The sequence below is a fragment of the Streptococcus sp. CCH5-D3 genome, assembly GCF_001556435.1.
Lineage (GTDB): Bacteria > Bacillota > Bacilli > Lactobacillales > Streptococcaceae > Streptococcus.
The window spans coordinates 13587-28723 of sequence record NZ_LSIW01000092.1 but is presented as its reverse complement, the minus strand read 5'-3'; the positions used below and the strand labels follow the sequence as shown (position 1 = coordinate 28723).

19 protein-coding genes and 1 tRNA gene are annotated in these 15137 nt (G+C 39.7%); 17 read left to right on the top strand and 3 right to left on the bottom strand.

What is annotated here, in order from left to right; genetic code table 11:
- The first annotated feature begins 25 nt into the window (after positions 1–25).
- The 12 genes from yhbY to AX662_RS10760 all read left to right on the top strand — a co-directional run bounded on the left by yhbY (position 26) and on the right by AX662_RS10760 (position 9477).
- On the top strand, positions 26–343 hold the full coding sequence (yhbY, locus tag AX662_RS06050; RefSeq protein ID WP_060971909.1) for a ribosome assembly RNA-binding protein YhbY: 318 nt from the start codon (positions 26–28) through the stop codon (positions 341–343).
- Positions 344–448: 105 nt separating this feature from the next.
- Positions 449–1081, top strand: a complete 633-nt coding sequence (locus AX662_RS06045; protein WP_049546032.1) for a nicotinate-nucleotide adenylyltransferase — start codon at positions 449–451, stop codon at positions 1079–1081.
- Positions 1078–1668: a bis(5'-nucleosyl)-tetraphosphatase (symmetrical) YqeK gene (gene yqeK, locus AX662_RS06040; RefSeq protein WP_060971908.1), complete on the top strand. Its 591-nt coding sequence runs from the start codon at positions 1078–1080 to the stop codon at positions 1666–1668. The genes AX662_RS06045 and yqeK overlap by 4 nt, the downstream gene beginning before the upstream one ends.
- A gap of 23 nt (positions 1669–1691) precedes the next feature.
- Complete coding sequence (gene rsfS, locus AX662_RS06035; RefSeq protein ID WP_060971907.1) at positions 1692–2045, top strand: ribosome silencing factor; 354 nt, start codon at positions 1692–1694, stop codon at positions 2043–2045.
- Positions 2046–2249: 204 nt separating this feature from the next.
- Entirely contained in the window at positions 2250–2990 is a 741-nt protein-coding gene (locus AX662_RS06030) for a class I SAM-dependent DNA methyltransferase (protein WP_060971906.1), read from the top strand.
- Positions 2991–2995: 5 nt separating this feature from the next.
- Positions 2996–4087: a nucleotidyltransferase gene (locus AX662_RS06025; protein ID WP_060971905.1), complete on the top strand. Its 1092-nt coding sequence runs from the start codon at positions 2996–2998 to the stop codon at positions 4085–4087.
- Between the two features lie 141 nt (positions 4088–4228).
- Positions 4229–4483: a type II toxin-antitoxin system Phd/YefM family antitoxin gene (locus tag AX662_RS06020; RefSeq protein ID WP_060971904.1), complete on the top strand. Its 255-nt coding sequence runs from the start codon at positions 4229–4231 to the stop codon at positions 4481–4483.
- A gap of 3 nt (positions 4484–4486) precedes the next feature.
- A complete protein-coding gene (locus tag AX662_RS06015) occupies positions 4487–4741 on the top strand; it encodes a Txe/YoeB family addiction module toxin (protein ID WP_060971903.1) in 255 nt (84 codons plus the stop codon).
- A 701-nt stretch (positions 4742–5442) separates the two neighbouring features.
- Positions 5443–7548 carry an AAA family ATPase gene (locus AX662_RS06010; RefSeq protein ID WP_060971902.1) on the top strand — a complete coding sequence of 702 codons (2106 nt, stop codon included), beginning with the start codon at positions 5443–5445 and terminating at the stop codon, positions 7546–7548.
- Positions 7549–7983: 435 nt separating this feature from the next.
- Positions 7984–8109, top strand: coding sequence for a hypothetical protein (locus AX662_RS11060; RefSeq protein WP_002884447.1), 126 nt, complete (start codon positions 7984–7986; stop codon positions 8107–8109).
- A 17-nt stretch (positions 8110–8126) separates the two neighbouring features.
- Complete coding sequence (locus tag AX662_RS06005; RefSeq protein WP_002884297.1) at positions 8127–8735, top strand: DUF4230 domain-containing protein; 609 nt, start codon at positions 8127–8129, stop codon at positions 8733–8735.
- Between the two features lie 574 nt (positions 8736–9309).
- The gene (locus AX662_RS10760) at positions 9310–9477 is read left to right on the top strand and encodes a hypothetical protein (protein WP_014634940.1); all 168 of its coding nucleotides are present in this window, start codon (positions 9310–9312) and stop codon (positions 9475–9477) included.
- A gap of 180 nt (positions 9478–9657) precedes the next feature.
- Here AX662_RS10760 and AX662_RS06000 read toward each other — a convergent pair whose 3' ends face one another.
- Complete coding sequence (locus AX662_RS06000; RefSeq protein WP_014634939.1) at positions 9658–9957, bottom strand: hypothetical protein; 300 nt, start codon at positions 9955–9957, stop codon at positions 9658–9660.
- Positions 9954–10373, bottom strand: coding sequence for an HIT family protein (locus AX662_RS05995; protein WP_037599159.1), 420 nt, complete (start codon positions 10371–10373; stop codon positions 9954–9956). Before AX662_RS05995 ends, AX662_RS06000 begins: the two co-directional genes overlap by 4 nt.
- A 64-nt stretch (positions 10374–10437) precedes the next feature.
- Between AX662_RS05995 and AX662_RS05990 the strand changes: the two genes are divergently transcribed.
- The 5 genes from AX662_RS05990 (at position 10438) to AX662_RS05970 (ending at position 13848) form a co-directional block, all read left to right on the top strand.
- A complete protein-coding gene (locus AX662_RS05990; RefSeq protein WP_014634937.1) occupies positions 10438–11169 on the top strand; it encodes an ABC transporter ATP-binding protein in 732 nt (243 codons plus the stop codon).
- Positions 11169–12203: an ABC transporter permease gene (locus AX662_RS05985; protein WP_371748832.1), complete on the top strand. Its 1035-nt coding sequence runs from the start codon at positions 11169–11171 to the stop codon at positions 12201–12203. Before AX662_RS05990 ends, AX662_RS05985 begins: the two co-directional genes overlap by 1 nt.
- Positions 12204–12260: 57 nt before the next feature.
- On the top strand, positions 12261–13052 hold the full coding sequence (gene ccrZ / locus AX662_RS05980) for a cell cycle regulator CcrZ (protein WP_002884270.1): 792 nt from the start codon (positions 12261–12263) through the stop codon (positions 13050–13052).
- Positions 13053–13061: 9 nt separating this feature from the next.
- A complete protein-coding gene (trmB, locus tag AX662_RS05975) occupies positions 13062–13703 on the top strand; it encodes a tRNA (guanosine(46)-N7)-methyltransferase TrmB (RefSeq protein WP_003096317.1) in 642 nt (213 codons plus the stop codon).
- Positions 13704–13761: 58 nt separating this feature from the next.
- A tRNA-Ser gene (locus tag AX662_RS05970) sits at positions 13762–13848 on the top strand.
- A 71-nt stretch (positions 13849–13919) separates the two neighbouring features.
- Here AX662_RS05970 and AX662_RS05965 read toward each other — a convergent pair.
- Complete coding sequence (locus AX662_RS05965; protein ID WP_014634936.1) at positions 13920–15101, bottom strand: NAD(P)/FAD-dependent oxidoreductase; 1182 nt, start codon at positions 15099–15101, stop codon at positions 13920–13922.
- Positions 15102–15137 lie beyond the last annotated feature (36 nt).

Here is a 15137-nt window from a genome sequence, read left to right as displayed (position 1 = left end):
AATTAAGTAGTTAAAAGGAATAAACATGTCATTAACATCAAAACAACGTGCCTTCCTCAAATCGGAAGCACACACACTTAAACCTATTGTACAAATCGGGAAAAACGGTCTTAACGACCATATCAAAACTAGCGTTCGTAGCGCCCTTGATGCCCGTGAATTGATCAAAGTAACCCTACTCCAAAACACTATGGAAGATATTCATGAGGTTGCTGAAATCTTGGAAGAAGAAATTGGCTGTGATACAGTTCTTAAGATTGGACGTATCTTGATTCTCTATAAAGAGTCAGCCATAAAAGAAAATCGTAAGTTGTCACCAAAGGTCAAAGCTATCCAAAAATAGTTGCTGACTTTGCTCGGTGAAGGATAAACTAAGGTATAGGAACACTTTTGAAGCATCAGCTAGCCTTAAGTCAGTTGTATAATGCTTGAAAAAGAGGAGGCGTACATGGCACTGGATCTCGTAACCCCATTTACAAAGGTTCAACTAGAAGAAGAAATCAAAGATACTGGACGTAAGCAGGTGGGAATTTTAGGTGGAAATTTCAACCCTGTTCACAATGCTCACTTGGTTGTTGCGGACCAGGTGCGTCAGCAGTTAGGTCTTGACGAAGTTCTTCTCATGCCTGAGTTTGAGCCACCTCATGTCGATAAAAAAGAGACTATTAATGAACAACATCGCCTTAATATGCTTATGTTGGCTATTAACGGTATCGAGGGTTTGGATATTGAAACCATCGAGTTGGAACGTAAGGGAATCAGCTATACCTATGACACCATGAAGCTCTTGACAGAGGCTAATCCTGATACGGATTATTACTTTATTATTGGAGCGGATATGGTCGAATACCTACCAAAATGGCATCGTATTGATGAACTAATCGAGATGGTCCAATTTGTTGGTGTTCAGCGTCCTAAGTATAAGGCTGGAACCTCATATCCCGTTATCTGGGTGGATGTGCCCCTTATGGATATTAGTTCGAGTGCAGTCAGAGCCTACATTAAGAAGGATCGTACACCTAACTTTATGGTGCCGCAGTCTGTACTTGCCTACATCAAGAAAGCGGGGCTCTATAAATGACCTATGAAAAATATCTAGACTATTCTCGTGAAGAACTCCTTGAAAAAGTTCGAGCGGTCATGAGTCCTAAACGCTTCAATCATGTTTTGGGTGTTGAGCGAGCTGCTATTGCTCTTGCTGAAAAGTATGGTTACGATACTGAAAAAGCTGGTTTGGCTGGCCTCCTTCATGATTATGCCAAGGAACTTCCGGATCAGGAATTCTTAGAGCTGATCGATAAGTATGAGCTCGACCCTGAATTGAAAAAATGGGGGAACAATGTCTGGCATGGCATGGTTGGGATTTACAAAATCCAAGAAGATTTGGGTTTGACTGATTCTGAGATTCTACGCAGTATTGAGAACCATACCGTCGGAAGCCATGAAATGTCAACCCTAGATAAGATTGTCTATGTTGCTGATTATATTGAGCATAACCGTAATTTCCCTTTGGTAGAGGAAGCTAGACAAGTAGCTGAGCAATCCTTGGATAAGGCAGTTGCTTTTGAAACCGTCCATACGGTAGAACACTTGGCCCACCAAGCTCTACCGATTTTCCCACAAACCTTGGAAACCTATAATGCTTTTGTGCATTGCTTAAAAGATTAATAACAAATTATTGGAGAATATCATTGACTAAAGAAGAATTACTTGAATTGGTTGTCAAAGCTGCTGATGAAAAGCGAGCTGAAGACATTGTTGCCCTTGATTTGTACGGCCTTACAAGTCTAACAGATTATTTTGTTATTTTGAGTGCAATGAACAGCCGTCAGTTGGAAGCTATTGCCGACAACATCCGTGAGAAAGTGAAAGAAGCTGGCCTTGATGCTAGTCACATGGAAGGTGACAATAAGGGTGGTTGGATTCTTTTGGATCTTAACGATGTTGTTGTTCACATCTTTACAGAAGATGAACGTGCACACTATAACCTCGAAAAACTCTTGCATGAAGCACCAATGGTGGATGTGTCAGCTTATTTGGCATAAAATCTGAACTCAGTTGGCGACAACTGGGTTTTGTTGCTTAAACTAAAGATTTAATAGGAAGGATAGAGCCTTGTGTTTGGTTGGTTTGTCAACTGAACACGAGCTAAAAGCTGTGAGAAAAAGATAAACTTTCTTTGTATCTAGCGATACGGCAGAAAGTTTCCTATTTTCTCTTTGCTTTTGACGCTCTTTGTATCTTGATTTATGGCTACTTATGAAACTTTTGCGGCGGTCTACGACGCTGTTATGGATGATAGTCTTTACGATTTGTGGACGGATTTTTCGCTTCGTCATTTGCCAAAGACTAAGGACAAAAAGAAATTGCTTGAATTGGCTTGTGGAACTGGGATTCAATCTGTACGTTTTTCTCAAGCTGGTTTTGATGTAACTGGACTCGATTTGAGTGCTGATATGTTGAAGATTGCGGAGAAGCGTGCGTCTTCCGCCAAACAGAAAATTGACTTTATTGAAGGCAACATGTTGGATTTATCGCAAGCTGGTAAGTATGACTTTGTGACTTGCTACTCAGATTCAATCTGCTATATGCAGGATGAAGTAGAGGTTGGGGACGTCTTCAAGGAGGTTTATAATATACTGAATGAAGATGGCGTCTTTATCTTTGATGTGCACTCAACCTATCAGACGGATGAGGTTTTCCCTGGCTATTCCTACCATGAAAATGCAGAAGAGTTTGCTATGCTCTGGGATACCTATGAGGATGCGGCTCCGCATTCTATTGTCCATGAATTAACTTTCTTTGTCCAAGAGGAAGATGGAAGCTTTAGCCGTCATGATGAGGTGCATGAGGAACGCACTTATGAGGTCTTGACTTATGATATTTTGTTGGAGCAGGCCGGCTTCAAATCTTTCAAACTTTATGCCGATTTCGAGGACAAGGAACCGACTGAAACTAGTGCCCGTTGGTTCTTTGTGGCGCAAAAATAAGAGCTATGACAGTTACAGGTATTATTGCTGAGTTCAATCCTTTTCATAACGGCCACAAGTATCTCTTGGATCAGGCTAAAGGCGTAAAAATCGTTGCCATGTCTGGGAACTTTGTTCAGCGAGGTGAGCCAGCTATTGTGGATAAGTGGATTAGGACTCAGATGGCTTTGGAAAATGGAGCTGACCTCGTGGTTGAGTTGCCTTTCTTGACAGCAGTCCAGTCTGCCGATTATTTTGCTGCTGGGGCCGTTGATATCTTGTCCCGACTGGGGATTGATAGCCTTACTTTTGGCACGGAAGAAGACCTAGATTACCAGGCAATAGCAAATGTCTATGCTGAAAAGTCCGAGGACATGGAAGCCTTTGTGGAAAACTTGCCAAGTGACCTATCTTATCCACAGAAGACGCAAAAAATGTGGGAGAAATTTGCTGGTGTGGACTTTACTGGCAATACACCAAATCATATCCTAGGATTAGCATATGCCAAAGCTTGTGCTGGTAAGGGCATTAAGTTGAATCCTATCCAGAGACAAGGGGCTGGCTATCATTCCTCAGATAAGGGAGTATCTTTCGCCTCAGCGACCAGTCTACGACTCCACAAGCAAGATAGTGATTTTGTGGATAAGTTCATGCCCGATAGCAAACTTTTTCAGACTTCTCCACAGGTCTCTTGGGATAATTATTTCCAATTGTTGGTTTATCAGATTCTTACAAACCCTAATTTGACCAGTGTTTTCCAAGTGAATGAAGAGATTGCTAGCCGTTTAAAAGCTGCTATCCGTGAGATTTCTTCTGTGGAGGAGCTGGTGGATAAGGTAGCGACCAAACGCTATACAAAAGCTCGTGTGCGTCGTATTTTGACTTATATCCTGGTCGGAGCTGTGGACAACTCTCTGCCTGAATCCATTCATGTGCTTGGGTTTTCTCAAAAAGGGCAGTCTCATCTCAAATCTGTGAAAAAGTCTGTGGATATAGTGGCTCGGATTGGAAAGGAACCTTGGGATATGCTTACACAACAAGCGGATAATGTTTATCAATTAGGTAACCCCGAGCTTTGCGAACAAAACTTTGGACGTGTACCGATTAGAGTAAAATAGTTTTATAGAAGGTCTATCTCTGGTAGGCTTTTTTGCTTCTTTTTCGAATAAATGTAATAGAAAGGATAAACTTGTACAAGTTCCTGACAAGTTTATCCTTTTGGTATATAATAAAAGAAAAGAGGAAAATGAGGTATGCTAATGGAAGCAGTCGTCTATTCAACGTTTCGAAATCATTTGAAGGATTATATGAAAAAGGTTAATGATGAATTTGAACCTCTAGCTGTAGTCAATAAAAATCCTGATGAAGATATTGTAGTGGTCTCAAAGAGTGAGTGGGATAGCATTCAAGAAACATTGCGTATTGTTCAAAATAAAGAACTATCAGACAAGGTTTTAAGAGGAATGGCTCAGGTACGTGCTGGAGAGACTCAAGAGCATGCACTAAAGGAGTAGAAAATGTTACTCACTTTCACTGAAGATGCATGGATAGATTATTGTTATTGGCAAAATCAGGATAGGAAGACACTTAAGCGAATCAATAAGCTGATTAAAGACATTCAACGGGATCCTTTTTCAGGTATTGGGAAACCAGAGCCCTTGAAGTATGACTTTCAAGGAGCTTGGTCTCGGCGAATTGATGCTGAAAATCGTTTGATTTATATGATTGATGGTAAGAGTGTCGCCTTTCTCTCTTTTAAAGATCATTATTAGGTCTACCTCTGGTAGGCTTTTTTTACTTTCCGTAAATTATTTTCCAAAAGGTCAAAAAAGATCAAGCAAAACTATTGACCTATACTGACCAATGGTGTATTATAATCTCATAAGGACTTAGCTTCCTTATAAATCTTGCAGTGCTTGCCTAAATACTTGTCATAAAGTTATTTTGGTTTGACTGCAAAAAAATATGACAAAGGTCAAAAAAAGTCAAAAAAACTATTGACTATTACTGACCAATGTTGTACAATATAAACATAAGGAAATGAAATCCTTATGAAGGCTGTGTCAATAGCCCATATACCAATAAAAAGGATTGCAGCTAGTCTGCAAAAATTTTCATCTGAAAGGTCAGTAAAAGTCAAAACTAAATTCTTGACCCAAGCAGATGAAAGGTATATGATAAAGCTATAAGGAAAAAGGTTTCCTTAATCTACAAGTTTCTTTCTGAAAGAGGCTTAGAAGTTAGCTATATTGAGAGATTCACAGAAAGAAGGTGGCTCTTATGCTAAATGACAATTTATTTAAGACTGTGAAAGTTCTCAGTCTCCTACCAAGAGCAAAACCTGAAATTATTAGAAGAGTAGTTGAAGCTACTAAAAATTTTTAGGGTTTTGGTCAGTAAAAGTCAAAAAACACATTAACATAAAAATAACACTTAAAAAATTTCACAAGAAAACACAAAACGAGGTAATTATATGAACAACAACTTTAACAATATGGACGATCTTTTCAATCAATTGATGGGTAACATGGGTGGTTACCGTTCAGAAAACCGTCGCTATATGATTAACGGTCGTGAAGTGACACCTGAAGAATTTGCGATTTACCGTCAAACAGGTCAATTGCCTGGTAATGAAGGTGAAGCAGTGAACCCAACTCAACAACAAGGTAAAGGACCTAAACAAGATGGTATCCTTGCTAAACTTGGTCGTAACTTGACTGAAGAAGCTCGCGAAGGTAAATTGGATCCTGTTATCGGACGTAACAAAGAAATCCAAGAAGCTTGCGAAATCTTGGCTCGTCGTACAAAGAATAACCCAGTCCTTGTAGGGGATGCTGGGGTTGGTAAAACAGCCGTAGTTGAAGGTTTGGCTCAAGCCATCGTCAATGGTGATGTCCCAGCTGCTATCAAGAACAAAGAAATCATCTCAATTGATATTTCTGGACTTGAAGCTGGTACTCAATACCGTGGTAGCTTTGAAGAAAACATTCAAAACTTGGTAAACGAAGTCAAAGAAGCTGGAAACATTATCCTCTTCTTCGATGAAATCCACCAAATTCTTGGTGCCGGAAGCACTGGTGATGGTCAAGGGTCTAAAGGTCTTGCTGATATCTTGAAACCAGCTCTTTCACGTGGTGAATTGACAGTGATTGGTGCAACAACTCAAGATGAATACCGTAACACTATCTTGAAGAACGCTGCCCTAGCTCGTCGTTTCAACGAAGTTAAGGTCAATGCTCCTTCTGCTGAAGATACTTTCAAGATTCTCCAAGGTATCCGTGATCTTTATGAAAAACACCACAATGTTATCTTGCCAGATGACGTCTTGAAAGCAGCGGTTGATTTCTCTGTACAATACATTCCACAACGTAGCTTGCCAGATAAGGCTATCGACCTTGTCGATGTAACAGCTGCTCACTTGGCTGCTCAACACCCAGTGACTGACGTGAATGCTGTTGAACATGAAATTGAAGCTGAAAAAGCTAAACAAGAAGCTGCAGCTGCCAAAGAAGACTACGAAGCAGCTCTAAACGCTAAGGTTCGTATTGAAGAACTTGAAAAGAAAATTGCTAACCATACAGCAGACCTTAAAGTCACTGCAACTGTTAACGATGTGGCTGAATCTGTAGAACGTATGACTGGTATCCCAGTATCTCAAATGGGAGCAACTGATATCGAACGTTTGAAAGATATGGGTCACCGTTTGCAAACTAAGGTTATCGGTCAAGATAAAGCCGTTGAAGCAGTGGCACGTGCCATCCGTCGTAACCGTGCAGGATTTGACGAAGGTAACCGTCCAATTGGTAGCTTCCTCTTTGTAGGACCTACTGGTGTTGGTAAAACTGAGTTGGCTAAACAATTGGCTCTTGATATGTTCGGAACAAAAGATGCTATCATCCGTTTGGACATGTCAGAATACAGCGACCGCACAGCCGTTTCTAAATTGATTGGTACAACAGCTGGTTATGTTGGTTATGATGACAATAGCAATACTTTGACAGAACGTGTTCGCCGTAACCCATACTCAATCGTCCTTCTCGACGAAATTGAAAAGGCTGACCCTCAAGTCATCACCCTTCTCCTCCAAGTTTTGGATGATGGTCGTTTGACAGATGGTCAAGGTAACACTGTAAACTTCAAGAATACTGTGATTATCGCAACTTCAAACGCTGGCTTTGGTTACGAAGCTAACTTGACAGAAGATGCTGATAAACCAGAACTTATGGATCGTTTGAAACCTTACTTCCGTCCAGAATTCCTTAACCGTTTCAATGCTGTCATCGAATTCTCACACTTGAGCAAAGAAGATCTTTCTAAGATTGTAGACCTTATGTTGGTTGAAGTTAACAAGACGCTTTCTAAGAAAGACATTGACTTGGCAGTTAGCGAAGCTGCTAAAGAATACATGACTGAAGAAGGCTACGACGAAGTCATGGGTGTTCGTCCACTCCGCCGTGTGGTTGAACAACAAATCCGTGACAAAGTCACAGACTTCCACTTGGATAACCTTGATGCTAAACACCTAGAAGCTGATATGGAAGATGGTGTCTTGGTTATCAAAGAAAAAGATGCTAAATAAAAAGCATAAAGCCTCCTAATCCTATTTATGAAGCAGAGATGTTAAACGTCTCTGCTTTTCTTTTTATAAATTTTTTAGACTTTCCTTGGGTGCTAGGGACGGAAGTGACTTCCTAGCGGATTCCATTCCTAAGATTTGAGCCTGGGTCTCAAATCTTCCGAGTGAGGGAAACATTATTGCTTCTCTCACTTTTAGCACAGCGGAAAGTCTTGTATTGTGTATAGCTGTGACTTTTATATTTATTCTTAAATATAAAATGAGATAAAATTGTTTAAATTATGATAACATGGTAAATAGTTAAAAATATATTCTATTTTCAAGAAAGCGTTGACAACGCATTCATATCGCTATATAATTTTTGTGTAAAATTAAATTTTAGTTAGTGATTTCTTGGGTTTAATATTACAATCTTTTGTTATTTGATAAGGAGAAATAATGTTAAAAGTAGTTTTATGGATTTTGGCTATTCTACTTCTTGTAGGAATAGCAATGTTGAACCCCCTAATTGCAGCTGGTATTGTGATTGCAGGATTGTTAATCCAGTTGTTTTTGAAGAAATGAGTTAATAGGAAAAAAGTATGAAAAAGATAATATATGGTATTTTAGCGATTTTATTAGTGATTGTCGTAGGATTCATTTTTCTTAGCGTATATAAAGGGAGTGAGTCATCTGGTAATCAAAAACCAAAGACAGAAATCATAGTAAATGTAAAATCTTTGGAAAAGGTCAGTGAGTTAGTTTTACTCAATGCATCTATTCAAAAAGTTAAGTCAATAGAAAATAATACAAAGTTATTTGGTAGTAACTTTGTAATACCTGGTTCAGAAAAGAAAGCACTCATTATTCTAAATTATACGGCAAAATTCGGTATTAAGAATGATGTAACCATTAAAGATAATGGTAATCATAATTATCAAGTTACATTACCCAAATTTGAAGTTATTGGTGTTGAATTAGATAAAGACAAACCTTATACACTCTACGATACTAGTGGAGGGATTCTTAGTTATTCGACTAAAGACATAGATACTGGTGAGGCTGTTGCAGAAGGTTTTTCAAATAAGGAACAACAAGGTTTTATAAAGGACAATAAAAAATTATTAAAGGAGTCAGCCGAGAAGTACTACTCTACAATGATTAAATCTTTGGACCACGAGGCAAAAGTGACAATTGAAACTCAAAAATAAAGGTAAGGAAAAGATATGTTAAAGTAAATTTTTAATGTTAGCGTTTATGTATTTGCAGTTTTTGGATTTATATTTACATTGTTAATAATTTTTTTGGCTATTAGAGATTCTTCGAATGAAAATTCTACTAATGGCAATAATACGTCAAAAGTAGGACAAAGTATTACGGGTTCGAAAAAAAAGTAGCAAAAACGGAAGAACTATATAGTGATAAAAATATTAAAATAACAAGAACTGGTGGAAATATTATTATTGATAACTTAACGGATAAAGAAATTAATATTGAATCAACTATTGTAATTAACAATAGTATTGAAGCAACACCATTTAGTTCGTCACAATCTAGTATCGATCCGAAAGGAAAGCAGTCAGTATCTATATCAGAATTTGTTGCAGTTAATCCAGGACAGAAAGTTGAGGAATCAGACGAAAAAGCAAAAAAAGCAAACTACTATAAGCATAAAATGAAGAGCGGTGAAAATATTGGGTGGACTGCTAATATACAGAATGGTAACTATGATACAATGAATTCATTTAGTATAAATTTTAATTACTAATTGTGAGGAGATGCAGAATGGATTTATTGGATAAACTGTTAAGTAATAAGATTGTTAATACAAATGGTTACACACGTTCAGATACTGGTACCAAAGTCCATTCCTATTTAAGGACACATCCTAAAAATCAAGGCTTAACGAGATCAGCAACACGTTCTATTATTAATGCTTTAAAAGAGAAATAGTAATTATATGAAAATAGGTTTAGTAGTGTTCTCTTTAATCTGATTAGTGGTGCCTTTTATTATTGAATGGTACTTTCTGTTGTGAAAAAAAGGAACATTGAGTGACTATTACACTATCCATAAACTTTTTATAAGTTTTCATCATTGATAAAAAAGGTAAGTAGCACAGGCTACTTACCTTTATTCTTTATCCTCACCCTGATATTTTTTCAAGCGTTCTTGGATGATGTTGAGTCGGGGTTCGAGGTTTTTCTTGAAGACGCGTGTTTTATAGTTAAGGTCTTGTTTGATGTCAGCGAGAACAAGGTTTTGTTCCTTGATGATGTCAAGGTTGCGTTTGATATTGTCCAGATCGTGAGAGATATTTTCTCGTGATTGGTTGAGGTCTAGGATTTCCTCTTTGATGTCTTCACGTCGTTTATAGGCGTAGTAGGCACCGTAGGCGAGGGCTCCAAGAGCTAGAAAGCGTCCAATTTTCATTCTGTTACCTCTTTAGCGATGCTGTCAGCAAGGTCAGCCAGGGCAGCGAAGTCTGGTTCGTGTTCGTCAAATCCCATGTGGATACCATCGTCTGCACCGTAACGAGGAACGAGATGAATATGAGCGTGGAAGACGGTTTGTCCAGCAACTTCTTCGTTGTTATTAAGGATATTCATGCCGATTGCTCTAGTTGCTTTTTGCACGGCACGAGCAATTTTTGGAACACGGCTAAAGACAGTCTCAGCAGTCTCAGCAGACATTTCTAAGATGTTACGAACGTGCTCTTTAGGAATAACCAAGGTATGTCCTTTTGTAGCTTGTGAAATATCGAGGAAGGCTAGAACCTTGTCGTCCTCGTAGACTTTTGATGAAGGGATTTCTCCAGATATAATTTTACAGAAAATACAATTATCCATAATAACGACCTTTCCATGAGTTTTTGTTATAATAGATTATATCATACCAAAGAGAGAAAAGATAATGCTTAAATTAGAAAAGGTGACGGGTGGTTACGCTAATATTCCCGTCCTAAAAGATGTGACTTTTGAGGTGGCTGATGGCGAATTAGTTGGTCTTATCGGTCTTAATGGTGCTGGGAAATCAACAACAATTAACGAGATTATTGGTCTCTTAACACCTTATGGGGGACAGATTGCCATTGATGGGTTAACCATTCAGCAAGATTCAGCTAGCTATCGTCAGAAGATTGGTTACATCCCTGAAACGCCAAGCCTCTATGAAGAATTGACGCTTCGTGAACATTTGAAAACGGTGTTGATGGCCTATGGTCTTGATGTGACTGAAGGAATGGCACGTGCGGACAAGTACCTTAAGCTCTTTCGTTTAGATGAAAAGCTAGATTGGTTCCCGACTCAGTTTTCAAAGGGGATGAAGCAGAAGGTCATGATTATCTGTGCCTTTATTGTGAATCCAAGTCTTTTCATTGTTGATGAACCCTTCTTGGGCTTGGACCCCTTGGCAATCTCCGACTTAATTGAGCTTTTAGCTGAGGAAAAAGCTAAGGGCAAGGCAATTCTCATGTCTACACACGTTTTGGATTCGGCTGAGAAGATGTGTGACCGCTTCGTGATTTTGCACCATGGACAGGTCTTGGCACAGGGAACTCTTGAGGAGCTCCGTCAGACTTTTGGCGATGATAGTGCTAGTCTTAACGATATCTACATGCAGTTAACTAAGGGAGAATTGTCATGATAGCTAAGCTATTTAAGGAGCGTAGCAAGCGATTCAATGCCCGCTGTGCTAAGTATAGTCGCTACGTCTTTAATGATCACTTTATCTTGGTTCTTCTCTTTCTGCTAGGTTTTGTATTGGTTCAGTATAGCCAGTTGCTTCGACATTTTCCAAAGAATCCGTGGGCAATCATTCTTGGTTTGCTAGTGCTTTGTCTTCTATTGCCTTTCTGGGGGAATATTGCGACTTATTTAGAGCCAGCTGATAAGCATTACCTTTTGGTGAAGGAAGAAGAGGTGTTAGACCATGTTAAGAAGGCAACAGGGCGTGCTTTTAGATTTTGGGTAATCGTACAAAGCCTGATTTTTATTTTGGTTATTCCGCTCTTTTTAGCCTTGGGACTTCCAGTTTGGGGAGTTATCCTTGTAGCTGTGGCTATGGCTATTCTTAAGTACTTCATTTTTCAGAAAAAGGCTCAACCTTTTTATAAGCAGTCTGGACTGAATTGGACTGAGGCTATTGCAGCGGAAAATAAGCGTCAACAATCGATTCTGAAGTTCTTTTCACTCTTTACCAATGTTAAAGGGATTACGTCGAGTGTTAAACGCCGTGCTTATTTGGATGGTATTCTCAAACGTACAAAGAAAGACAAGGAACATACTTGGTACAATCTTTACCTAAGAGCCTTCTTGCGTTCTGGGGATTACTTTGCCCTTAGTTTACGCCTGTTTGCCCTAACACTTCTAGTTATCTTTTTGGTTCCTGAAAAATGGTTGGCTATGGTGCTTGTGGTTGTTTTTGATTACCTCTTGCTCTTTCAGCTCACGGCACTTAAATCGCACTTTGCTTATCAGAGAATGGCTAACCTTATGCCAGTTGGAAAAGACATGCAGGTAAGCAATCTTAAGCGCTTGATTAGCCAGATTGTACTTGGGATGACTCTGGTACAGGCTATTTGTCTCTTCGACCTTAAGTTTAGCCTGATTTTGGTTGGAATGATGCTAGTTCTGAGCCTTGTTTACCTACCAGCCAAGCTTAAGAAGATGATTGACTAACACCTATTAAATAAGTTAAAATAGAAACGAATGACTAAAGAAAAAGGAGATGCCTAGGTGACATCAACAGATAAAGATTTGAGCCTGACTCCTCTCAAAGGAAATAGTGGTAAGGCCTATATGGGAACTTACCCAAACGGAGATCGCGTCTTTGTGAAGATGAATACAACACCAATCTTGGCAGCTCTTGCCAAGGAACAGATTGCACCACAGCTCTTGTGGGCTAAGCGTCTGGGAAATGGTGACATGATGAGTGCACAGGAGTGGCTTGATGGTCGTATTTTGACCAAACATGACATGAACAGTAAACAGATTATCCAAATTCTTGGTAATTTGCACCGCTCTAAACACTTGGTTAATCAACTCTTGCAGTTGGATTATCATATTGAAAATCCTTTCGATCTTCTACACGAGTGGGAGGAAAATGCCGCTTACCAATTGCGTGAAAATGGCTTCCTTCAAGACGTTGTTAGAGATTTGAAACGTCATCTTCCAGAGTTTCGTGCGGAAATTGCAACAATTGTTCACGGAGATGCTCGTCATAGTAACTTTGTCATCACAACCTCAGGATTGATTTATTTGGTTGATTGGGATTCTGTACGTCTAACAGATCGTATGTATGATGTGGCGCAGATCCTCAGCCATTACATTCCATTGGCACATTGGCCACAGTGGTTGTCATACTATGGCTATAAGAACAACGACCTTGTGATGGACAAGATTTATTGGTATGGGCAGTTTTCATATTTGACACAGATTTCAAAATTCTTTGATAGTCGTGATATGGAACATGCCAACCGAGAAATTTATGAACTTCGTAAATTCAGAGAGACCTTGCACAGATATTAGAAAGTAGACATGCGAGTTAGAAAACGTAAAGGTGCAGAGGAACACCTAGCTAACCATCCTCAGTACGTTATCCTTGAGCCGGAGGCTGCTAAAGGTAAGTGGCATGAGCTTTTTGGTAATGACAATCCTATCCATATCGAGGTAGGATCTGGTAAAGGGGCCTTCATTACTGGTATGGCCCAACAAAACCCTGACATCAACTACATTGGTATTGATATTCAGCTGTCTGTATTGAGCTATGCCTTGGATAAGGTTTTGGCTTCGGGTGCTGAAAATGTCAAACTCTTGCGCGTGGATGGTTCAGCCTTGACCAATTATTTTGAAGATGGCGAAGTGGATATGATGTATCTGAATTTCTCAGATCCATGGCCTAAGAGTCGCCACGAGAAACGTCGTTTGACATACAAGACTTTCCTAGATACTTATAAGCAAATTTTGCCTGAAAATGGAGAGATTCACTTTAAGACAGACAATCGTGGACTTTTTGAATACAGTTTGGCGAGCTTTTCACAGTATGGAATGGTTCTCAACAAAGTTTGGTTGGACCTTCATGCCAGTGATTATGAAGGCAACGTCATGACTGAATACGAGCGTAAGTTCTCAGAAAAAGGTCAGGTCATCTATCGAGTAGAGGCCCAGTTTAAAGATTAACTCTTGAAAACTTGATTAAAGATAACGATTAGCCATTAATAGGCTAATCGTTTGATGTGGAGAGGTCGCATAGAGGCCGAGTGCGCACGCTTGGAAAGCGTGTAGTCCTTAACGGGGCTCGGGGGTTCGAATCCCCTCCTCTCCTTTGAGAAATAGACAAAAAATCCCTTCTATGACAGAAGGGAACTTTTTGTTGTCCTTAATTGAAAAATCTTTCTAATCCCAAGGGCTCTGGATACCTGCTACCCAACCAGTACAGAGGGCGCTAGTGATGTTAAAACCGCCGGTATGGGCATTGATGTCAAGGACCTCTCCTGCAAAGTGTAGGTGAGGGACTTTTTTACTTTCTAGGGTCTTGGGATTAATTTCCTTAAGGTCAACGCCACCTTTAGTCACAAAGGATTTGGCAAGTGACATTTTACCTGTGATTGGGATTTCCATGTCCTTAAGCTGACTGATAATGTTTTCCAAGTCCTTGGGGCGTAGTTGTTTAACCTTGCTGTCAGCCTTATCTTCTGCTAGGAATTCAGCAACACGCTCAGGCACAAGCGCTTTGAGGGTGTTTTTGACAGATTTTTCGCGATTCTCCTCAAAGTAAGTCTTGAGATTTTCTTGGCTTTGGTTGGGAAGAAAGTCCAGATGGGCAATCTCACCACCCTTAACAAAGCTAGAAAGACGTAGGGCGGCTGGTCCAGATAGGCCAAAATGGGTGAAGAGAAGGTCGTGAGTAATCTTGTGTTTGCCATAGGACAGAGTGACATCGTCAAGAGAAATTCCCTGTAAAGCCTTGTGAGGAAAGTCGGTTAGGAGTGGACTTTCCGCAGCTTCAAGTTCAGTGACATGGAGCTTAAAATGGCGGGCAATATCATGTCCAAAACCAGTTGAACCAGTCGATGGGTAGGATTTTCCTCCAGTTGTGACGATGAGTTTATCACTGGTAAAAGTCTGGTCTGAAGACTTAACTTGGAATTGCTTATCAACTTTTTTGACGGAGACAACTTCTGTATTGGTAAGGATACTAGCGCCCAGTTCTTGAATTTTATTTTCCAGAGCTTGGATGATGGTCCGTGATTTATCTGTCTTAGGGAAGACACGTCCGTGATCCTCAACCTTGAGTTTGACACCATTGTCCTCGAAAAAAGCAATGATATCGTGGTTATCAAATTGTGAAAAGACGCTATAGAGGAAACGTCCATTACCAGGAATGCCTGCTAGAAGGTCGTCTAAAGTCCCGTTGTTAGTAACATTACAACGTCCACCACCAGTACCAGACAGCTTCTTTCCGAGACGTTTGTTTTTTTCAATTAGGAGGGTTTGTTGGCCATAGAAGGCTGAGGCAATGGTTGCCATCATGCCAGCAGGCCCTCCACCAATAACGATAGTATCAAAATGTTTCATGCCTTTATTTTAGCATAATTTAAAAAGGGAGAATAG